Source organism: Longimonas halophila, from assembly GCF_002554705.1.
GTDB lineage: Bacteria > Bacteroidota > Rhodothermia > Rhodothermales > Salinibacteraceae > Longimonas > Longimonas halophila.
In genome coordinates this window covers 109263-130454 of the sequence record NZ_PDEP01000003.1, presented here as the reverse complement: position 1 = coordinate 130454, position 21192 = coordinate 109263, and the positions used below count along the sequence as shown (strand labels likewise).

Genomic DNA, 21192 nt, shown 5'->3' with positions numbered 1-21192 from the left:
CTCTGCTCATTTTAGCACGATTACCCATGAACATGACCTTTCGTACCATTTTACGACTCGCCCTGCTGCTTGCCGTAGCAGGCACGCTTAGCGCGTGCGACGACTCTTCCCAGAACATCGGGTGGGAGCCGGGCGACTCGCTCGCAATTATTGGTCCCGCTGAAGAGGTGGCTGTGCCCGGCACGTACGAGTACTACGTGCAGGCCTTCACCATCGACAAGAACTACACGTGGAGCGTGAACGGACCCGTAGAGCCTGCCTACGAAGTGCGCCGCGAAGGCGAATTCGTAGACGTAACCTACGAGGAGCCCGGAACCTACACCATTAACATTGACGATGGCGTAGAGTACGACGGTTCGCTCGAAGTAAATGCGGTGCTCGTTGATGTGCTCACGCAGGCCGGGCGTCTCTACCCGAGCCTTGCGGCAGCCGTTGGAGAAGCCGGGCTGGAGGAGACGCTCGGAGAAGCCTCTGACATTACGGTTTTTGCACCAAACGAAGGTGCGTTTGAACCGGTGCTCGAATCGCTTGATGACGAACTACCCGCTCCGGGCGTGCTTGCCGACATCCTGACGTATCACGTAGCTGGGGCCGAAGTCCCTGCAAGCGCCATCAGCGACGGCGACGAAGTGGCTACGCTCTACGGCGATAACTACCCGCTCTCGCTGGGTGTAAGTGGCGGCACGGTATCTGTGAACGGTGTGGCCAACAGCGCCACCGTGACGGCGGCTGACGTCCCGGTATCGGGCGATGTGGCCCTGCACGAAATCGACACGGTGCTGCTTCCCCCCACCGCCTCGGTTGACATTACCGACCAGGCTGTTGTTGTGGAAGACGACGTGACGACCGCAACCGTTGCGGGCGTGTACGTGCCTGGCGACGGTGGCTTTGCGGCGATCGAAGATGCCGACGGCAATGTGCTTGGCGCATCCGACTACATCGCAAGCGGCATTGTGAACGGCGTGTCCGTGGAGCTTGATGCTGCCATTGAGGAAGACACCGACGTATCGGTTGTCATGTACAGCGACGATGGCGACGAGGCCTTCGACGCCAGCGTAGACGCGCCCTATGAGCGCGATGGCGAATCGGTGTCGGACGATGCGACGCTCACGCCCGCTGAGTAGCACCGCTGCACGGCACAGGACGGTACCGTCCTGAGTCAATACGTGCACAATTTGAACGCAGGCTCCTTGTGCTTTCGAGCGCGAGGGGCCTGCTTTTTTTGTGGTCGCTATACGATTAGACGGACAGTTACCTCAGAAAACCAACTCCTGCATCCACACCAAAGGTGTTTCTGCGTCTCCTGAGACAATGTTGGCCGACGTTAACAACAGCCGCTTCCCGATGGAAACGTGATCGGTGCTGTGCGTACGGCACATGCGCGTGCATTCCTCTATGCCTTTGTGCTTACTACTGCAGTATGGCTCACTCTGCATCCGATTTAGCCCCGGGATCGCTTTTGATAGCGGCTCCTATCATGGAAGACCCGAACTTTCGACGGACTGTGATTCTACTCTGCGATCACACGTCGGAAGGCAGTTTTGGGCTTGTGCTGAATCGTCCGACCGACTTGCATTTGGGCGACGTGATGGACGCCTACTTCGTAAACGACCCGCCCCTTGCTTTCGGCGGGCCTGTGCAGCAAGAAACGCTTCACTTCTTGCATCGCTATGCCGAAGCTGTGCCCGAAAGCATTGCGGTGCTGCCAGGGGTACGGTGGGGCGGCACGTACGATACCATCGAAACGCTTGTGCAAAGCGAAGCGCCGTCGCCGCAGTCCATTCGGTTCTTTTTGGGATACACCGGCTGGGCGCCGGGGCAATTGCAGCAAGAGGTGAACCAGGATGGTTGGATCGTGACGGAGGCCGAGCCCGAGTGGGTCTTTGAGACGAAAGCCAGTATGCTCTGGCCGCGGGTGATGCGAGCCATGGGTGGGGAGTATGCGCTGCTCTCTACCTTTCCTGACGACCCGCGCATGAACTGAAATCCGGAACGGGGAGGCAGATGCCTGGAAAGCACCTGCGTTTTGGGGAAAACCACGTCAACCCGTCCCCTGCATACGGAAACCCGCCTCCCGCCATGCCGTCGTATACATATGCCCAACGGCGGTGCTGTAGCCGCCCCGTTTATTTCATCGATTAGCTTGCTTCGCTGCCATGCCTGGCCCCTCTTCGAACGAGCCGCGCGACGAGCGCACCCTTAACTTCTGGGAGAATTTGTATCTGCCCGAACTGTTTAAGGGCCTCGGGTTCTCGCTCAACAAAATCGTAAATGAGGATACCTACACCATTGAGTATCCTGAGGAGCAGTGGTATCCACCGGATAGCTACCGTGGACGCCCGGTGCTTGTGGAGGAAAATGGCCGTCCGCGCTGCGTGTCGTGCAACCTGTGTGCACGGGCCTGCCCGCCCATGGCCATCTCGATGCAGTCGAAAGAGGTGGACAATGTGAAGGAGCGCGAGCCCGAGTGGTTCGAGATCAACATGCTCCGGTGCATCTACTGCGGCTTCTGCGAGGAGGTGTGCCCCGAAGAGGCCATTATCATGTCGAAAGAATACGACATGACGTTTCAGAGCCGCGACGAGGCCATCTTCGACTTGACGCGCCTGCTCAAGCCCAAGGAGCAGATGGAAGACCGCCTGGAGTACCTGGATCAGTACAAAGATCCGCAGTTTGGGCAGCAGTGGTCGTTTCAGGCGGACAATAACCTGCACAGCGTGAAGGATCAGCACTTCCTGGACTGGCTGGCCGATGAGGGCATGGATGGCCTGGATACCACGCACTTGCGTGAAGACGCCCGCGTGACCGACGACGACAAAGACTGGTCGCCACGCGACCGCAAAGGACCGCCCGCGTCGGAGCACGCTCCGGCGTAGTGCTCTGTCAACCCTCATTCTGATGGTTGTCCTACCCCTCCGAACGAAGCCTGTCATGGTGAGCGGAAGGCGACGGAGGAGCCGAGAGTCGAACCATCTCCTCGGCGCTTGGCAGATACGGCGGGACAGAGGAGCCTGCCTACTTTGGGGGAGATCTTTCGACTCCGCTTCGCTCCGCTCAAGATGACAGCATCTGAGAGGGGGACGTTGCCACTCCAAGATACAACAGTCGTCTTTTCGAACGCATGTTTTTCTGGGCCTGCCTGACTTTCCATGGCTGATACCGACCAAGCGCAATCGCTTCGCCAGTCGTTTTTGAACCAGTTGGGCATGCTGGTGGAGGAAGTCGACGGGATGCGCACGTTTGTGGACCGGATTCCGACGCAGTTGCTCATTGAGCGCCCGACGCCTGATACGCTGGCCATCATCGAAGTGTATGCGTTCATCGCCCATCTTGATGAGCGCGTGCGGCGTCCGGCGGTCGAGATGGTGAAGGACAGCACGACACCGCGCATCCGCTCGCGGGAGGCGCTGGACGTGGCCAACGAGCACAGCTGGAGCGAGAACGGGTTCGGCGTGACCCTCGATCGCCTGACGCAGACCCGCCAGGCACTCGTTGAGAGCCTGCACGCGTGCGACCTCGACGCATGGGGGCGCGATGTGGAGGTAGATCGCACCGAAATGACGGTCTTTGACTGGGCCCATCGCATCCTCCAAAACGATACAGAACGCCTGCGCACGGTGGCGCAACGTCTGCATCATGCGCACCTGTCGGATCGGGACGAGGATCTGCCGAAGTAAGAACCTGCCTTTCATCTGTTGCTGCATGTCTTATGGCGAAGAACACGGGTCCGTCGTTTAACGAACTGGCGACGCAGTTTCGGCACGAGAACTTCGATCCGCTCTACTTCTTCTTTGGGGAGGAGGGGTTTTTGATGGATGAGCTGCAGGAGCTCTTGATCGAGCATGCCTTGCCGCCGGAGCAGCGTGATTTCAACTTCGATCTGATCTATGGCTCGGAGGCGGAGGCCTCGCAGGTCGTTAATATCTGCCAGGGCTACCCGGTGATGGCGGAGCGCCGCGTGGTGGTGGTGCGCGAGTTTGAGCAGCTGGAGAACAACCGCATGTTCAAGAGCTACGCCACGCAGCCGAATCCGCAGGCGGTGGTGCTGCTCTTGTGCACCACGAAGCCGAATCTGAGTGCGCATCCGTACCGGGCGCTGAAGCAGAATGCCACGTGGTCACACTTCAAGGCGCTCTACGACAACCAGATTCCGGGCTGGATCAAGAGCCATGTGGAGGGCCGCGGGCTGCGCATTGACGGGCGCGCGGTGCAGATGCTGGCTGAGTACGTGGGCACGGACCTGCAGACGGCGGTCAGCGAGATCGACAAGCTGGAGACGTTCATTGGGGAGCGCGATGAGATTACCACCGATGATGTGCTGCGCGCCAGCGGGCAGACGCGCGAGTTCAACGTGTTTGAGCTGCAGAGCGCCATCGGCGAGGGCCGCCACGCAGATGCGATGCGCATTGCCGACCGCCTCTTGCAGCAGGCCAACAATCCGCGGGGTGAGGCCATCATGATTGTGGCGATTCTGAATTCCTACGTCGACAAGCTCTGGAAGCTACAGCCTGCCGACGTGCAGCGCAAGTCGAACCGTCAGCTGGCGGGCGTAATCGGGGTGTCGTCCTACTTCGTGTCCGAGTACGTGCAGAGCGCCAAGCGCTACACCCGCGGACGCCTGGCCCAGGCGTATCAGGCCCTGGTGGCGGCGGACTACGAGCTCAAAGGCGGCAGCCAGCGCGGCCCGATGCTAATCCTGACGCTGCTCTTGCGCCAGTTGATGCCGAACCGTCAGGCGGCGCGGTAGGAGGGCCCCGGCTATTGCCTCACGTATTGAGTCTCTTCTCCCAGGAGAAGAGTACGTGTTTAGGGATCTGTAGCCCGGGACTGGAAGCGCAGCGCACGTCCCGGGCGGTGTTCAGGCCAAGTTCCTGGGCTATAGCGTGCCCGCTCCTGAAGCCGGTGCCCCATGTGCAAGGGGAGCATTGAGATCCTTCCCCCGGCCAGTCGTCGGGGGGCAGGATGACCTTGACGTGTAGGGTAAAGAAGCAAGCTCCGAATCGCTCCCCTGGAGAGGGAGACCGTGCGCTCAAACGACCTAAACAATCACGTGTGACAGTGCACTGGGATGTGCTACGCCATAGGACTGACGTCCGCATCGTAGACATGCTCGGTGTGGTGCATACGTCTTTTGCACTGCCTGTAATTTCACATTTCACGAGTCTAAATCATTGAGTTTCTGCCCCCCCATTAAGGTGTGGTGTGTCATAATCAAAAGTTCACCAACACCAAAGAGATAGGCTTCGACATAGTGTAGTTCCCATCTTCATAGTTGCTATAACACTCATCTTCTCTGGCTTTGTCATGGACAGTAACGCGTCCTTTGAAGGCGAAGAGATTCGTTACAATCCAGAGGTGGAAGTTGTAGAAGGACCTGACCTTCTGGTTGCGCGCTCTGCTGTTTCTGCGAAGGTTGCAGATATGTGTGGCTCAAATGATACCGGTGGAACTTTGGCGGGTACGTTTATCAATGACGATACCCCTGAATGCTGCGCAGGGTCAGGAGCTTGCTGTACATGCTCTGGTTGCAGTGCTGGTCCACAAGAATGTGAGTGCCCAGAAGCGATACTTGCATGTAGGAATCCATGTTAACTACAGAGACAAGTTCAGTTATGAGCACCTCCATATCCGTCATCGCTCTGCTTGTGGGCTTATTTGGACTGGGGCTTCCAGATGATCCGCATCAACCCGAGGCTCAGATCGGGGACGAGCGCATTGGCCTGATTCAAGGCATTGCTGTAGACGAAGAAAGCAGGGTCTATGTAGGCGACTACATCAACATGCAGGTGCACAGATACACTTCAGAAGGATCATACGACGACTCGTTCGGAGGGCGTGGGCAAGGACCAGGAGAGTTTCAGTCGATCTCTGGTATGGACATGGGGCCGAACGATTCGCTGTTTGTACACGACCGTGCGGCCCGCCGGATTGTCGCATTTCCCACGGACAACATGAGTCGGAGTACCACCACGTCCATTCCATCGCGCGACGACGGACTCAGCTCCAGCATGATTGGAGGCCCGTTGGTCGGGCTACACGGAATCTGGGTGTTGCCTGACGGGGAAAAAGTGGTTGTATCAGGACGCGGCTTTAGTCCGAGCAATCGAAATGAAGATCGGGCCATCCATATTCATTTTCTTGGAGAAGAAAATCCCGTAGCCACGCTTCCTGATCGAGAGTTTATTGTGTTCGAAAACGGAGGCTTTTCCGTACGTCTCATGCCATTTGGCAAACGTCCCGTCGTTACAGTTGGTCAAGACGGGGACATCCTATATGGGATGAATGAACGGATCGAGATTCAGAGCGTCAGTCCTGTTAATGGAAATACAGCGACTGTAGTAGAAGACAATCACACTTCTATACCCGTTACAGAGGAGTTGTTGGAGACCGAGATACAGCGGATGGGGATCTGAGTTATCTTCAGACCAGGTGGAGCAACTGCGGCGTGAGGCCCCTGATGCCATGCCTGCATTTGAGCACATGGTTGTGGATACAGAAAATCGAATCTGGATTGCCGTGAATGATCCCGATGCGTTCGACGAAGGAAATACCACATATCGCGTGTTTGATGAAAGTGGCCAGCAGTTGTCGGAGTTTACGTTAGAAGGAATTGTCTTCCTGCAAGTTGTCAAAGACGGAAAAGCATACGGCATACGCACCAACTCCTCGGGCGCACAAAAAGTAGATATTTACAACGTCACTAATCTATTTTGATGGTCTCATATAGCTTCTGCAGTTTACAGCTAAGCCTCAGTGCTCGAGCAGCGCGCTTTTGTACGGCTCCACCTTGAACACGCCCTTCTCATTCGGCTGGATGCGGTATGCTTCGGGATGCGCCGAAAAGTCAATGTCGATGTGCTCATGCGGGACCGGAGTCGGTAAAGCTCTGTCAATCCTCATTTTGATAGTTGCTCTGGCATCATCCCTCAACGAAGCCTGTCATGGTGAGCGGACGGCGACGTAGGAGGCTTAGCCGTCGAATGACATTCGACGGAACCATCTCCTGCACAGATGGCGGAAGCCTATCAAATGAAGGCCGCTGCTGGGCATGCAGGAGATCTTTCCTCCGAAAGGAGTCGGAGCGATATTCGTCGGATGGCGCTCAAGAGGATAGCGTCTGACAAGGGGCGCTGCTAACTCAAACATCGACCTGTGACGCAGGCGTGGCCCTGGGATACAAGGCACGGTTGATGTCGTACGTGCTCATGTAGAATCAGAGTCGATAGTGCGCTCGGGGGAGGCGTTGGCGGCGTCTTCAGGTGGGAGCATACTGCTGACCGCCATCGGCGCGATGTCGGGCAGCGCGGCAACGTCTACCGTCGCGGGGGCATCGCGCAGCAGGCGCACGGTATAATCCGGGCCCGAGGGGTCGCGATAGACCTCCACCTGGCGCGCCTCCAGGTTTACGATCCACACCTCCGGAATCTCGGCCTCGGCATAGAGGGGGAGTTTGACATCGCGGTCGTAGGTGAGCGTGGTGTCTGAAACTTCAACGACGAGAAGCGTGGTGGCAGGTGTTGGAGCCCCATCGTGCTGTGTAGTTACGACGACATCGGGCTCGGGAGCGTTGTGAGCGTCGATTCGGAGCGGATTCTGCACGCTGACCATCACGTTGGATGTTGTGCGTTCGACGAGCAGGCGCGTGAGATGATTTACACAACTGACGTGTGGATCTCCAACTGGACTCATGGGGATAAGCTGCCCGTCGATCAGTTCTACATTCTCGTGTTTGCGCAGCATATCGGCTTCAGCGATGCGAAGCACCTCCTCGTACGTAAAGCGATACGGGCGCATGGTGGTACGCGGCGAATCGACTCGGGTGGTCATAGCGGATGCATGATGTTGGGTCCGTAAAGGATGTGCAAGGATAACGAACTGGGATAACGTTGGGTTCAGGTGAAGGGGCGGAGCCAGCGTGCAGAGCTTGCGTTCTCGCACGGCGTGTTGTACGTTACGCGCATCCACTCAATTCTGTACAACCCCCAATGTAAACCGCCTATGTCGGATGCTACGCGCCATGTGCAGGGCACTGATCCGGCGCGCGACCCGCGCGACCGCATCACCCCGTATGCGTTTGAGTTGGACGAGGCGCTCTTGGGCATAGAACTCGCAACACCGTCGCGTCGGCTGGTGGCGCTGCTTATTGATCTGCTGTTGGCTGCGATCATTGCCAACGCGGCGGGCCTCCTGGTCGGCATTGTGGTAGCGTTTCTGTTTTTTCGGCTGGCCACGCGGCAGCGCATCGACCGTCCGTTGAAGCGCTGGGCGCGCGCGACACTCGCGTTCGTGGGCGCGCTGATTCTGTTTGGCACCGTCCTCGCCCTTATCGAAGGCGACGATGATAATGAAGGCGCAGCTATCCCGGAGCCCTCCTCTGCGGTGTCAGATTCGGTGCAGCAGGCTCATATGAACGAAATGCGCGCCGAACTGCAAGCCAGCGGGGTGGATCCAGAGGCGCTTGCGCAGCTCCCGTTCATGCCTGCCGAGGTGCGCGAACTGCTCACCATGCCACCCCCCACCGACACGATGCAGGCGGATGCCCGCGCCGACGCGGCGGCGCTGGTCAATCGCTACGCGCAGGCCATCGCCGAATCCGACACCACCGTGCGCGACAGCCTGCGCCCGGCCATGACCGAGTTCGTCGCCGGACCGCAGATTGAGGCGCTGGAACGCCGACTGGACCATGCCGACGACCGCATCGACGACCTCGAAGACCGCAACGAAGCGCTGAGTGAGCGGGTTCAGAACCCAAGCATATGGAGCTACATCAAAGCGACCGCCCGCGACTTTGGACTCTCGATTGGGTGGATTGGCGTCTACTTCACGATCTTCCTGACGTGGTGGAGCGGCCAAACGCCGGGCAAGTGGCTCCTCGGGCTGCGCGTGGTGCGCCTTGATGGCGATCCGATGACGCTGTGGAACTCGTTTAACCGGTTTGCGGGATACGCGGCGGGGCTGGCGACCGGACTACTGGGCTTTGCGCAGGTCTACTGGGATCCCAACCGCCAGGGTATCCACGATCGCATTGCAAATACCGTCGTCATTCGCACGCGGGATGAAGCCGCGACATAAGAGAGCGGCAGGCGCTCACGAATCCGCATCCGAGGCATCGGGAGGAGGCAAGATGTCGGATACAGCAATCGGCTCCGCATCCGGAAGGGTCTTGATGGAGAGCATGTCTTCTGCATCCACCAGCCGCCGCAGCCCGTATGCGGGGCCTTTCGGCTCGCGGTAGACCGCCACCTGACGCGCCTGCAGGTTCACGATCCACACCTCGGGGAGCTCGGCTTCGGCATAGAGCGGGAGCTTCGTATCGCGGTCGTAGGCCAGGGTCGTGTCCGAGACTTCGACGACGAGCAGGGCCGCATCAGCGGTCGCATCCGCATCGGGTCCGCGTAGAAGCGTCAGGTCTGGCTCCGGCACGTTGTGCGCATCGAGGTGCAGCGGGTTTTGCACGCTAACCGTGACGGCTGTATCTATTGCTTCTGTGGCCACGACGAAGCGACGCGTCATGCGATTTACGCATTTGTAGTGCGGACGGTTAACGGGGGTCATAGGGATAAGCTGTCCGTCGATGAGTTCTACATGTTCGTGCTCCGGCAGCATGCCTGCTTCAGCCATGGCAAGCACCTTCTCGTAGGTGAAGCGATACGGATGCACCGTGATGCGCGGTGGATCGACTGAAGTAATCATAGCAGATGCGTAGGCGTGTGCTCATGAAGGATATGTGAGGCTAACGAGCGGTGGCGGACTCGGGTTCAGTCGGAGCGCTGGGGCGAAGCATGCTACTGTACAATCGCCTGAGAGGCTTCGATAAAAGATTGGGCTTCTCGTACCCTCCGTTCGACATAAGCCCGTGGATAAGATACCAGTTCGTAATCACAGCGTGCACGCTCGGTCTGCAGTTGTGCAGGAAGCCCAGTATCAAGGCGTGTCCGGTAGCTGGAAAAACGCCCTATATTTCCTATAACCGAACTGTGGGTCTTGTAATCGTGGTCCTTATGCAGAAGAAGAGCCTTGCAAGCATAAAACAGAGCGAAGTACACATTTGAGAGTGCTGTTTCCGGACGGTCATGCGCAACGAGGAGACGAGCATCTCCCAGACGTCGGCTGGCACTATCAAGCCATTCATATGTCGAGATTTGACTCACAACCGTATTCCTTCTTTCTCTGCTATCGAGGCAAGTTGATTATGGCGCTGACCGATATGATATACCAGAAGCGGATTGAACCCGAGAGCAATGTTTGCTTCTTCAACCGCCGAAGCAATTGCGGGCTGGGCCCCATTGAGCATGTCATCATCTGCATCTGCGATGACCGCGATATGCAAGTTGCCATCGTCACTCTCGTACGGATGCGCATCGAGCAGGTAAACCTCGGCAGGAAGGATCTGCTGCACACGGTTTACTAAGGTGTCAAGCGCGTCAGAACGCGTTGTTATATCCATACCAGAAGGGGGATGTAAGTACCATGAAAGATGTGTGAGGCTAACGAGCCGGGGCGGAATCGGGTTCAGGGTGGTCTCGACCTACAAGTCATCCCGCGCCGCCTCCGCATAGCGCTCGGCGCGCTTGACCACATCCTCGTCGAAGTCGCGTTCGCGGAACGCCTGCAGGCGCTGCGCCACCGTTTCCTCGTAGCCCTGCTCGCTGGGCGCGTAGAAGTAGGTGCCCTGCATGGTGTCGGGCAGGTACTGCTGCGGGGTGTAGTGCTGGCGGTAGGCGTGCGGATACTTGTAGCCCTCGCCGTGGCCGAGTCCCTCCTTGTCGCGGCTCGGGTCCTTGAGATGCGTAGGTACGTCGCCAGTCTGCTCGTCGCGCACAAACGAGAGCGCATCGAAGTACGCAAACGAGGTGTTGCTCTTGGGGGCGGTGGCCAGGTAGAGGCAGCACTCGGCCAGGAGGAACTGGCCCTCGGGCATGCCCACGTAGCCAAACGCCCGCGACGCACTCTCGGCCAACGTGAGTGCCTGGGGATCCGCCAGACCGATGTCTTCGGCGGCAAAGATGAGCATGCGCCGCAAGATGAAGCGCGGATCCTCGCCGGCGTACACCATGCGCGCCAGCCAGTAGAGCGCAGCGTCGGGGTCGGAGCCGCGCAGGCTCTTGATGAACGCGCTGATCGTGTCAAAATGCGCATCGCCCTCCTTGTCGTAGAGCACAGCGCGCTGCTGGATGCTCTCCTCGGCCACGTTCAGCGTGATGCGAATCACGCCGTTGTCATCGGGCGGGGTGGTCTCGACTGCTAATTCCAGCGCGTTGAGCACCGACCGGGCGTCGCCGTTCGCCGTATCAACGAGATGTGCACGGGCCTCTTGGGTGAGATGCACATCGCGGTCGCCGTAGCCCCGTTCGGCATCCGACAGGGCCATATCGGCGATGCGGGCGAGGGCTTCTTCATCCAGCGGATGCAGCTCAAACACCCGCGAGCGGCTCACGAGCGCGTTGTTCACCTCGAAGTACGGGTTCTCGGTTGTGGCCCCAATGAACACGACGGTTCCGTTTTCGACATGCGGAAGCAGCGCATCCTGCTGCGATTTGTTGAAGCGGTGCACCTCATCGATAAACAGAATCGTGCGCTGCTGATGGTGTCGCAGCCGGTTTTCGGCCTTCTGGATCGCCTCGCGGATGTCTTTCACGCCCGAGAGGACCGCATTCATCGACGTAAAGTGCGCCTTGGTCGTGTTCGCGATGATGCGCGCCAGCGTCGTTTTGCCTGTGCCCGGCGGCCCATAAAACAGCACCGACGTCACGCGATCGGCCTCAATAGCGCGGTGCAGCAGCTTGCCTTCGCCCAGGATGTGATCTTGGCCCACGAACTCATCCAGCGTACGCGGACGCATGCGGTCGGCGAGCGGGGCGTTGGCTTCGCGGGCGGCATCGGCCTGCGCGTCGAAGAGGTCGGACATGGAGCGGGGCGGGTTATGAGCAGCGTGCGGATAAGCAGGTACGCTGCGCAGAGGATGCGGTTGTGCGTTGCGCCGACGCATGCTCTTGCCACACCGCTCCATACTCAACATGAGAGGTTTGCTCCTCCCGCAGCTCCGGGTGGCTGATCTTGCCGCCCAGGTTCGCCGTGTAGCCAATGAGTCCGACGGCACCCAGAGCCAGCACAAGCGTGAATACTACCGACCAGCGGGCCAGTCGACCGCGCAGGGCACCAATCACGAGTGCAATAATTGACGAGCCGCCCGTGAGCAGTCCGGCCCAGAGCGCATAGATGCCCATGTCTTCGTGGGCCTCCAGTGCATCGTAGGAGACATGCGCAAGGTCTTCAACAATCTCCTCAGCAGGCTCGCCGGTCAGGTATACCGCCAATGTAGATACACCAGCAAAAGCAATGAGAGCAAGGCTGACTTTTTGGACCTCTTCTTTTGTGCGCCACTGTCCGTAGGCCAGCAGCACTGTACCGAAGAGCAGTCCCAACAGTGGAATGTGATTTAGGACGAGATGAGCGTGAGCAGCGTTCATGGCGATTGTGCGTTAAATGGCTAAGAGAAGACGGAATGCACCATCTGCCGGGAAGATGTCAGTCAAATGACATCGGGGCCTGTGCGAGGCGTGCGAATGTCGAGCGCGTGGCGGACGGGCAGCACGAAAATCTTTCCATCGCCCCGGCGGCCTGTACGTGCGTGATCGGCAATGGCCGCTGTAATTTCGTCGATGCGGTCGTCGTGGCAGACGATCTCCAGCTTGAGTTTTTTGACGTAGGGCGTGACCGCCTCGTCATACGTGCGCTTCCCCTCCGGGTCGGCCTCGTGGCCAAAGCCCTCGACGGTGCTCAAGCTGGCCCCCGGCACCTTCATCTTGCGAAGCTGGTTGACGACGGCGTCGCGCATGCGAGGGCGGATGTAGGCAACAATCATCTGCATAAGCGTATCGGGTGTTGGTGGGAAGCATACGGGAGGGGTGCGGAGTCGGCGGGGTCAACCATTTGTCTGGCTGGAAGCAGAGGCGGGTTCGGCAGATTCAATGGCCTGGTCGATCTCAGAGGTAGGCTGTGCCGACGGGTTGAACAGCACGTAGAGCGTAGGAAGCAGAAGCAGCGTGGAGACCAGCAGCGTGAAGAGCCCGCCCACCACCACCGCCGCAAGCGGACGTTGCACGTCGGAGCCGATGCCGGTGGCAAACAGCAGGGGCAGTAGCCCCAATAGCGTGGTCATGCCTGTCATCAGAATGGGGCGGAGGCGTAGCATCGCGCCCTCGCGCACCGCGTCGTAGAACGACCGGCCTTGCATCCGAAGCTCATCGATGAAAGAGATCATCACGATGCCGTTCTGCACGGCGATGCCCAGCAGGGCGATGAATCCGACCGAAGCCGGTACGCTCATGTACAGGCCCATCGCCCAGAGCACCACAATGCCGCCCACCACCGAGACCGGGATGTTGAGGAACACGAGCATCGCTTGCTTGGCGGAGTTGAACGTCATGTACAGCAGCATGAACACAATAGCCAGCGTAATCGGCATAATCAGCAAGAGGCGGTCGTTCGCGCGCTCCTGATTCTCAAACTGCCCGCCCCAATCGATCAGGTAGCCGGGGGGCAGGCTAACTTGTGCCTGTACGGCGGACTGCGCCTCTTCCACAAAGCTGCCAATGTCACGCCCAGTAACGTTGGATTCGACGGTCAGCTTGCGCTTCCCCTGCTCGCGGCTTACCTGCGCCGGCCCCTGCGTGAGACGCACGGTGGCTACGTCTTGCAAACGGATCTGCGTCCCGTCTGGCGTAAACAGCGGCACATCTCGGACGGCTTCAGCCGAGTTGCGGTCGGTGTCGGCAAACCGGCCAATGAGATCGAAGCGGCGGTCGCCTTCCAGCACTTCGGTGACCCGCTCACCGCCGACGGCCAGTGCAAGGGTGCGCTGCACCGCATCCACCGAGAGTCCGTAGCGGGCGGCATCGGCGCGGCGGATGTCAACTTCCAGATAGCCGAAGCCCGCCACCTGTTCGGGGGCCACATCGGCATGGCCGGGAACGGAGCGCAGCACGTCGGCGACCTCGTCGCCCAGCCGCTCCAACTCGCCGAGGTCCTCGCCATAGATCTTGACAGCGACCTGGCTCTTTACGCCGCTGACCATCTCGTCGAGGCGCAGCGCGATGGGCTGGGTAAACGAGAACCGGGCGCCCGGCATCTGGTCGAGCCGTTCGCGGAGCGCATTCACGAGCGCCTCTTTCGAGTCGTAGCGCCACGTGTCACGCGGAGTCAGGTTCACAATCATATCTGAGAGTTCTTGGCCCATGGGGTCGGTGGCCACCTCGGGGCGTCCGGTTTTACTCACCGCATCCGCTACTTCGGGAAACTCCAGCAGCGCCGCCTCCACCTGCGACTGCACGCGCTGGGTGGTGCTTAGCGCCGCAGAGGGCTTCATGGCGGCCTGGATAGCGATGGCGCCTTCTTCCATTTGCGGGGCAAACTCGGAGCCGGTGATCGTGTAGACGCCGATGCCCACAGCGAGGGTCGCTCCAGCCAGGGCAAGCGTCAGCCCCTTCCGCTGGAGCGCGCCATCGAGCAGTGGGAGGTAGATCCGTTTGGCGAAACGCACAACCGGATTGCGCTCGGCAGCGTCGTCTTCTGTAATGTCGGCTCTTGCAGCATCACCCGCTGCAGCCTTCTGCTTTCCATTTGAGCCAAAGAAGCCCGTTGTACCTGAGCCTACGTTCTTTAGCAGGTACGAGCTAAGCGCGGGAGCCATGGTGAGCGCCAAGAAGAGGGAGGCCAGCAGCGCAAACGAAACCGTGAAGGCCAGCGGGCTGAACATGCGGCCTTCCATCTGCTGCAGGGTAAAAAGCGGCAAGAACACGGCGATGACAACTCCCACAGCAAAAGCGATAGGCCGCGCCACCTCGCGCCCGGCGCGCACCACAATGAGCCCAATGGACTCGGTCGGGTTCTCCTCGCGCATCCGGTAGATGTTCTCCACCATCACGATCGCCCCATCCACGAACATGCCGAGCCCGATGGCCAGTCCGCCAAGGCTCATCAGGTTGGCCTTGAAGCCGAAGTAGTACATCAGGATGAACGTGATGAGCGCCGTCAGCGGCAGAATGAGGCTTACAATGAGCGCCGAGCGCCAGTCGCCCAGGAACGTCAGGAGCACGAGAACGACGAGCAGAACGCCAATCATCAGGCTGCCGGTGATTGTGCCGATGGCCTCCAGAACGAGGGTGTTGCGGTTGTAGAAGACGTCGACCTGCACGCCGGGGGGGAGCGCCTGCTTCAGCTCCTCCATCTTGGATTCGACGTTGTCCACGACCTCCTGTGCATTGGCACCGCGCTGCATCAGCACGATGCCGGTAACGACTTCGCCTTCGCCGTTCATCGAAGCGCCACCGCTTCGCATCGGCGAGCCGATCTCCACATCGGCCACATCGCTGACGAGGATCGGGGTGCCGTTTCGGCTCGTGATGACCGTGTTGCGAATGTCGGTTATCACGTTGCCCGACTCCGCCCCCAGCCGCCCGATGCCGCGCACGACAAACTGCTGATCGCGCCGCTCGATGTATTGGCCGCCGGCATTTCGGTTGCTCTGGCGCAGGGCCTCGTAGGCCTGGTCGAGCGTAATGCGCTGGTTGACAAGTGCTTCCGGATCGAACAGCACGTGATACTGCTTCACAAACCCGCCCAGCGAGTTGGCCTCTACCACGCCAGGAACGGTGCGCAGCTCGGGCCGCAGGATCCAGTCCTGCATGGTACGTAGCTCACGAGGAGAGTACGTGTGCGCGTCGCCCGGGGCATCGCGGAGGGCGTACTGGTAGATCTCGCCCAGAGCGGTGGTCACGGGGGCCATGGCGGGCTGGGCAGTGCCGGGGAGCTGATCGCGCACCTGGCTAAGCCGCTCGAAGACCAGCTGCCGTGCAAAGTAGATGTCGGTATCTTCCTCGAACACAAGCGTAACCACGCTCAGGCCAAACTGACTCAGCGATCGGTTTTCGACCACGCCCGGCAGGCTGGCCATGCTCGTTTCGATGGGATAGGTTACCGACTGCTCCATCTCCACCGGCGAAAGGCCCGGCGCTTCGGTCAGGATCTGGACCTGCTTGTTTGTGAGCTCAGGGTAGGCATCCAGCGGCACCGCACGCCAGCTGTAGAGCCCCCACCCGGCCAGCGCCGCGGTAAGAAGCAGAACGAGTACGCGCTGCTTGACAACAGACTTGATAAGGGCGTCGAACATAAGGGGTTGAGGTCAGGGTGATGCAGGGAATTGCAGCGTCGTATCAGCATCGGCAGCCAGCCAAGCTGTTAGGCCTGCTGATTGTCGATGGCGCTCATGATCTGGAAGCCGCCATCCATGACGACATTCGTGCCGGGGGCCAACTCGCGAACGACCACCGTACCTTCGGCATCGGCGGGGGCGTCGACATCCTGGCGGCGGTAGGTGTTGTTGCCCTCCTCCACAATGACGTAGGTGCCGCGCTCGTCGGTCATGATGGCATCGGCAGGTAGTGCAGGCTCGGCGGCTCCGGTGATGGCTACGCGCACTGTGGCGAACATGCCGGGACGCAGCGACCCGTCGCTGTTACTGAGGCGGATGCGCGCGCTTACGGCACGGCGTTCGGTATCCACCTGCGGCACCAGCTGGGCGATTGTGCCCTGGTATGCGCGGTCTGGATTCACAGGTGTCTGGACCGTCACCTCTTGCCCCTCGCGAACCTGATCCAGGTTGCGCTCAAACACATCGGCCACCACGCGGATGGGATGCAGGTCGACCACGTAAAACAGCTCCATACCTTCATCCACCGGACTGCCCAAGACCGCCATCCGGTCGAGCACGGTGCCGCTGATGGGGGCTTCCATAGGCAGGGTGCTCAGGTCCTCCTCGCCCCGTGCCACGCGTTCGATTCGGTCGGCGCGCACGCCAATGGAGCGCAGCTCCTGGCGGGCCATCGCCCAGTCGCGTTCGGCAGCGGTCAGGTTCTTGGTGAGGCCGACGCCGCGCTCCTGCAAACGCTGCTGGCGATCCAACTCATCGCGCGCCTGGCGCAGCGCCGCAACGCGCTGGCTGAGTCCGGGGGCCGTGACTTCGGCCAGCACCTGGCCTTGCTCAACCTGCGCCCCCACGCCTACATGCAGCGCGTCGACCCGCCCGCTGATCAGCGACGTGACGTACGCCTGCTGATTCGCTTCGGGCAGCACACGCGCCGGGAGCGACAGGTGGCTCGTGATGGGGCGCTCCTCAACGGTCACGGTGGTAATGGTGAGCTCGCTGCGCGCTGCGTCAGTCAGCGTAATCTGATCTGGCGGCGACGCGTCTTCAGCGGTGGCGTCATTGGTCGGGGGCGGTGCATTGCTGCTGCATCCAACAGCAAAAAAGAGCAGTGCAAGCAGAGGCAGAGAGCGGACAGGCATGGGCACGGAAGCAGTAGGGCGATAGAAGAATGAGGAGAAACCCACCGGCTGTGTTAGTCAGCAGGCTCCAGGCGAGCAGCGGGAAGCAGCGGCGGGGTGTCGGCGGGGCGCACGCCCATCGCATATTCGAGCGCGGAAAGGCGACGCAGGTAGCCCGCAACCAGATCGATCTGGAGCAGCTGGGCGGAGCGAGCGGCTTCCATCGCATCCAGCAGACCAACCAGGTTCAGTTCGCCTTCTTCATAGACGTATTGGGCCTGCTGAAGCAGCGAGTCGGTCGACGCAAGCACCTCGCCGGAGAGCTGGTCGATGCGATTGCGGTAGCTCTGTGCCTCGGTGTAGGCCGTGCGCAGCTCCACCTCAACAGCGCGTTTTGCATCTGCCTGCTGGGCCTGAGCACGTTGCTGCTGCGCCTCTTGGACGCGAACGCGCATGCGTCCGGTGTCCCACATGGGCAAGCCAATGTTGATGCCCGCGTGATAGCCCCACTCCGTACCGCCCGGTTGGTCGCGCAGGACGGGTCCGAGCGAGAGGGTGACGTCGGGGATGCGCCCGAGCCGGGCGGCGCGCAGCTGTTGCTGCTGCGCATCCACTTGCGCCTCGGCTGCGTTGAGCAGTCCGCGCTGCGCCAGGGCTTGGGTGCGTAGCGCATCGTACGCTGCGTCGAACGCTGGGGCCTGCAGGGTGGCGGCAACGGTGTAGGTTATGAGGGTTTCGGGGGCGGCTGCCTGTATGGTGCTGTCCGGCAGAATATAGGCGGCCAGACGCAGGCGGGCGTTGCGGCGGCTGACCCTGGCATCGGCCAAGGCGTTCTCGAAGTCGGCTACCGCTACACGCATCCGAGCCCGCCCGAACGGACTGAAATCGCCTTCCTCGTGGCGCACGTCGGCGGTGTGGGCGGCTTCGGCCACAGCATCGGTGAGCTGCTGAAGGGCCTGCACCCGTGCCTCGGCGGCGGCTACGCTAAGGTAGCGCGTGCGCAACTCGTGGAACGCCTGCGCCTGCGCTTCCTGATACGAAAACTGGGCGGCTTCGGACGTGTACGTGGCGGCGCGGCGCTGGGCGCGTTTGTTGCCCGGATACGGCAGCGTTTGCGTGAGGCCCAGCTCCGTTTCGCGCTCGGTGCCGCCCGTAGGAAGTGGGAGGCTCGTTTGCGCTGCGTGCACGGATGGGTTGGGCCAGCGTGCGGCATCGCGTGCGCTGCGTGCCACGTAGTCGGCATCGGCTCGTGCAGCCCGTAAGCCGGGGTTGTTCGCCATCATCAGGGAGGCCGCCGCCTCCAGCGTGAGCGAATCGGGCAGCGCACGGGATTGGGCCTGCACGGGAGAGGCACTAAGAAGCGCCAGCACGCCAATCAGAAGCATAAGGGGCACCCCGTGCCTATGCGAATGCCACAAAGTGGGCGAGAACATCAAAACACGGTGCATAGCAAGAGGGAAAAACGCAGGGTCGGCTCTGTGTGCATGGTGCAGTGTACACGAAGCACATAGACAGAATCATTAGAGCCCGATTAGAGACGCATTAGAGAACGATTAGAGGAGGCCGTCGGGGTGGAATAAGGAGGCACCTCGCGTGTGCAATCCGTATGATACCCCCGTTCCACAACAGCAAACTTCAGTATGGATGCGCACATTTTACTTGTCGAAGACGAGGCCGACATCGCCTCGTTTATTCAGCGTGGACTTACGGAAGAGGGATACGTGGTGACCTGGGTCACTGAGGGCGAGCAGGCGCTGGACGAGCTGCGCACGTCCTCGGTCGATGTGGTGCTCCTCGACATCCGCCTGCCGGGCATCTCGGGCATGGAGGTGCTCCACCAGGTGCGTGATCGCCTGCCGCACCTGCCGGTGATGATGCTAACTGCGCTCGATGCGGTGGAAGACCGGGTGGCGGGCTTGCGCTCGGGCGCTGACGACTACCTGCCCAAGCCGTTCGACTTTGACGAGCTGCTGGCTCGCGTAGAAGCGCTGCTCCGGCGTGCAGGCTCCCCCGATGGGGACTCCGACGCGTCCGACGTGCTGCACGCGGGGGCTCTGCGGCTCGACCGTGCTGCGCACACCTGCATCTGTAACGACACGGCCCTGGATCTTACGCCCAAGGAGTTCGACCTGCTGGCCTACTTCATGGCGCATCCCGGCGAGGCGTTACAGCGTGCGCAGATCCATCGCGACGTTTGGGGGCACGACTTCGACCGGGGCACCAATCTCATTGATGTATATGTGGCCTACGTGCGCAATAAGCTGAACGAAACCGCCTGCTGCGATGCATGCATCGAGACCGTGCGAGGCGTAGGATATCGCTTCGCCCCGACAAGCAATGCCAGCGCCTCCTGAGCACATCCATATGAGCGCATCCATACCTCCCCATGGCGAACTCGTCTACGACAGCGGCTCTGCCCAACCGGTCTACGTTCCGGCAGCGACTGCTGCTTACCATTGGCAGTGCACTGGCTGTGGCACTGGCCGTACTGGCTGCCCTCATCTGGCTGGGAGCGTATGCGTGGTTCAATCATACAGCTCACCAGGTGCTGCGCGCCGAGACGGAGCATGTGCTGGCTCAGGTGGTGGGGCCCGAAGGTGCGCTACGGGCCGACGCCTATGCATGGAACGAGCCGCACCATCTTTTCCGTGGAGAGCACGTTGACCCCTTCTTTTTGCAGGTGTTCAACGCAGAAGGCGAACTGGTCCGCGCCTCCGAAAACATCGCGGCCTTCCCCGACGACGCCTACCCGGAACAGCTGCTGGAAACTCCCACGCCGCCAGGACGCTCGTATGCTCCGCTGCGCACCGTGCAGGTGGAGGACACGCAGCTCTATTACATGGTGCGGCCCATTCGCAATGCTGAAGGCACGCCCATTGGCATCGTGCAACTGGCCCGTCGGGACCCGGGGCTGCAGCAGCTGCATCGGCGGCTGGCGTTCGGGCTCGGCGGCGGGCTCCTCGTCGTGCTGATGGGGCTGGGCGGGCTCATCTGGTGGGTGGCCGGGCGCGTGCTGCGTCCGCTCGAAACCATCACCGCAGCCACGCAGACCATCTCTGCCGATGCGCTGGGCACACGCATCACGGTTCCGGATGAGGCCGACCGCGAGACGGCACAGTTGGCGGCTACGCTGAATACGCTCCTTGATCGCCTCGAAACGGCGTTCGACGAGATGCGCCGCTTTACCGCAAGCGCTGCTCACGAACTCAAAACGCCCCTCACCGTGCTGCAGGGGCACGTCGACGTCACGTTGCGGCGTCCGCGTGAGGCCGAGGACTACCGCGAGACGCTGCAGCTGGCGCGCCGCAAGATCAGTCACCTCATTGCGATGGTGCAGGGCCTGCTCACGCTCGCGCGCATCGACCAGGCCGATCAGCCCGATCCAGAGGCCACGGTCGACCTGGCGCAGCTTGTGCGTTCGGAAGCCCCAACGTTTCGAGCGGCCGTGGCCGAGCGCGACGTTGCGTTCGTGGTCAATGCGCCAGAATCAGTGCCCGTAGCCGGAGCGCCCGAAATGCTGCGCGAGGTCGTGACGAATCTGCTCGACAATGCTGTGAAGTACACGCGACAGGGACGCATTGAGGTGACGGTGCGCGTGCATGACCCCGAAACAGCCGCATTGGTTGTATCGGATACGGGGGTTGGCATGACCGAAGACGAGCAGGCACAGGCAACCGATCGTTTCTTCCGCGCTGCGTCGATGCATGCTACGCAAGTAGACGGCAGCGGACTCGGGCTGTCGCTTGTCGATCAGATTGTGCGCTGGCATGGTGGCACACTGCATATCGAGTCTGCACCCGAACACGGGACCACCGTCACCGTGCAGCTTCTGCGTTCATCGAAAGCCCCCTGATTGTGTCGGGTGGC

At 60.7% G+C, this 21192-nt stretch carries 21 protein-coding genes; 10 read left to right on the top strand and 11 right to left on the bottom strand.

Annotated elements, in window-relative coordinates:
* Positions 1-26 precede the first annotated feature (26 nt).
* The 7 genes from CRI93_RS04500 to CRI93_RS04470 all read left to right on the top strand — a co-directional run bounded on the left by CRI93_RS04500 (position 27) and on the right by CRI93_RS04470 (position 6714).
* Positions 27-1124 (top strand): fasciclin domain-containing protein, encoded by a 1098-nt coding sequence (locus tag CRI93_RS04500; RefSeq protein ID WP_176521685.1) that lies wholly within the window; start codon positions 27-29, stop codon positions 1122-1124.
* 296 nt (positions 1125-1420) lie between these two features.
* Positions 1421-1984 carry a YqgE/AlgH family protein gene (locus tag CRI93_RS04495; RefSeq protein WP_098061416.1) on the top strand — a complete coding sequence of 188 codons (564 nt, stop codon included), beginning with the start codon at positions 1421-1423 and terminating at the stop codon, positions 1982-1984.
* 172 nt (positions 1985-2156) lie between these two features.
* Positions 2157-2876 (top strand): NuoI/complex I 23 kDa subunit family protein, encoded by a 720-nt coding sequence (locus CRI93_RS04490; RefSeq protein ID WP_098061415.1) that lies wholly within the window; start codon positions 2157-2159, stop codon positions 2874-2876.
* A gap of 273 nt (positions 2877-3149) precedes the next feature.
* On the top strand, positions 3150-3677 hold the full coding sequence (locus tag CRI93_RS04485) for a hypothetical protein (RefSeq protein WP_098061414.1): 528 nt from the start codon (positions 3150-3152) through the stop codon (positions 3675-3677).
* Positions 3678-3709: 32 nt separating this feature from the next.
* A complete protein-coding gene (gene holA, locus CRI93_RS04480) occupies positions 3710-4747 on the top strand; it encodes a DNA polymerase III subunit delta (RefSeq protein WP_098061413.1) in 1038 nt (345 codons plus the stop codon).
* Positions 4748-5612: 865 nt separating this feature from the next.
* Positions 5613-6413: a 6-bladed beta-propeller gene (locus tag CRI93_RS04475; RefSeq protein WP_098061412.1), complete on the top strand. Its 801-nt coding sequence runs from the start codon at positions 5613-5615 to the stop codon at positions 6411-6413.
* Positions 6414-6462: 49 nt separating this feature from the next.
* Positions 6463-6714, top strand: a complete 252-nt coding sequence (locus tag CRI93_RS04470) for a hypothetical protein (protein WP_141491565.1) — start codon at positions 6463-6465, stop codon at positions 6712-6714.
* Between the two features lie 36 nt (positions 6715-6750).
* Here CRI93_RS04470 and CRI93_RS04465 read toward each other — a convergent pair whose 3' ends face one another.
* Positions 6751-6900: a DUF4385 family protein gene (locus CRI93_RS04465; protein ID WP_098061410.1), complete on the bottom strand. Its 150-nt coding sequence runs from the start codon at positions 6898-6900 to the stop codon at positions 6751-6753.
* A gap of 303 nt (positions 6901-7203) precedes the next feature.
* Positions 7204-7827, bottom strand: a complete 624-nt coding sequence (locus tag CRI93_RS04460; protein WP_245850314.1) for a Uma2 family endonuclease — start codon at positions 7825-7827, stop codon at positions 7204-7206.
* Between the two features lie 171 nt (positions 7828-7998).
* Between CRI93_RS04460 and CRI93_RS15430 the strand changes: the two genes are divergently transcribed.
* Positions 7999-9072, top strand: coding sequence for an RDD family protein (locus CRI93_RS15430; protein ID WP_217992497.1), 1074 nt, complete (start codon positions 7999-8001; stop codon positions 9070-9072).
* 15 nt (positions 9073-9087) lie between these two features.
* Here the strand turns inward: CRI93_RS15430 and CRI93_RS04450 are convergent, their stop codons facing one another.
* The 9 genes from CRI93_RS04450 to CRI93_RS04410 all read right to left on the bottom strand — a co-directional run bounded on the left by CRI93_RS04450 (position 9088) and on the right by CRI93_RS04410 (position 18710).
* Entirely contained in the window at positions 9088-9693 is a 606-nt protein-coding gene (locus tag CRI93_RS04450) for a Uma2 family endonuclease (RefSeq protein ID WP_098061409.1), read from the bottom strand.
* A 92-nt stretch (positions 9694-9785) separates the two neighbouring features.
* Positions 9786-10151 (bottom strand): HEPN domain-containing protein, encoded by a 366-nt coding sequence (locus tag CRI93_RS15665; protein WP_098061408.1) that lies wholly within the window; start codon positions 10149-10151, stop codon positions 9786-9788.
* On the bottom strand, positions 10148-10447 hold the full coding sequence (locus tag CRI93_RS15080) for a hypothetical protein (protein WP_141491564.1): 300 nt from the start codon (positions 10445-10447) through the stop codon (positions 10148-10150). The genes CRI93_RS15665 and CRI93_RS15080 overlap by 4 nt, the downstream gene beginning before the upstream one ends.
* An 81-nt stretch (positions 10448-10528) precedes the next feature.
* Complete coding sequence (locus tag CRI93_RS04435) at positions 10529-11908, bottom strand: AAA family ATPase (RefSeq protein WP_098061406.1); 1380 nt, start codon at positions 11906-11908, stop codon at positions 10529-10531.
* A gap of 13 nt (positions 11909-11921) precedes the next feature.
* Positions 11922-12470 carry a hypothetical protein gene (locus tag CRI93_RS04430; RefSeq protein WP_176521684.1) on the bottom strand — a complete coding sequence of 183 codons (549 nt, stop codon included), beginning with the start codon at positions 12468-12470 and terminating at the stop codon, positions 11922-11924.
* A 62-nt stretch (positions 12471-12532) separates the two neighbouring features.
* Positions 12533-12871, bottom strand: a complete 339-nt coding sequence (locus CRI93_RS04425; protein WP_098061405.1) for a P-II family nitrogen regulator — start codon at positions 12869-12871, stop codon at positions 12533-12535.
* 54 nt (positions 12872-12925) lie between these two features.
* Positions 12926-16171, bottom strand: a complete 3246-nt coding sequence (locus CRI93_RS04420; protein ID WP_098061404.1) for an efflux RND transporter permease subunit — start codon at positions 16169-16171, stop codon at positions 12926-12928.
* A 68-nt stretch (positions 16172-16239) separates the two neighbouring features.
* Positions 16240-17346, bottom strand: a complete 1107-nt coding sequence (locus tag CRI93_RS04415) for an efflux RND transporter periplasmic adaptor subunit (protein WP_098061403.1) — start codon at positions 17344-17346, stop codon at positions 16240-16242.
* 53 nt (positions 17347-17399) lie between these two features.
* The gene (locus CRI93_RS04410) at positions 17400-18710 is read right to left on the bottom strand and encodes a TolC family protein (protein WP_176521683.1); all 1311 of its coding nucleotides are present in this window, start codon (positions 18708-18710) and stop codon (positions 17400-17402) included.
* Between the two features lie 255 nt (positions 18711-18965).
* On the opposite strand from CRI93_RS04410, the gene CRI93_RS04405 reads away from it, so the two are divergent.
* Together CRI93_RS04405 and CRI93_RS04400 are read left to right on the top strand one after the other, a co-directional pair.
* Entirely contained in the window at positions 18966-19679 is a 714-nt protein-coding gene (locus CRI93_RS04405; protein ID WP_098061401.1) for a response regulator transcription factor, read from the top strand.
* Positions 19680-19711: 32 nt separating this feature from the next.
* Positions 19712-21178, top strand: a complete 1467-nt coding sequence (locus tag CRI93_RS04400; protein WP_098061400.1) for a sensor histidine kinase — start codon at positions 19712-19714, stop codon at positions 21176-21178.
* The last annotated feature ends 14 nt before the right edge of the window (positions 21179-21192 follow it).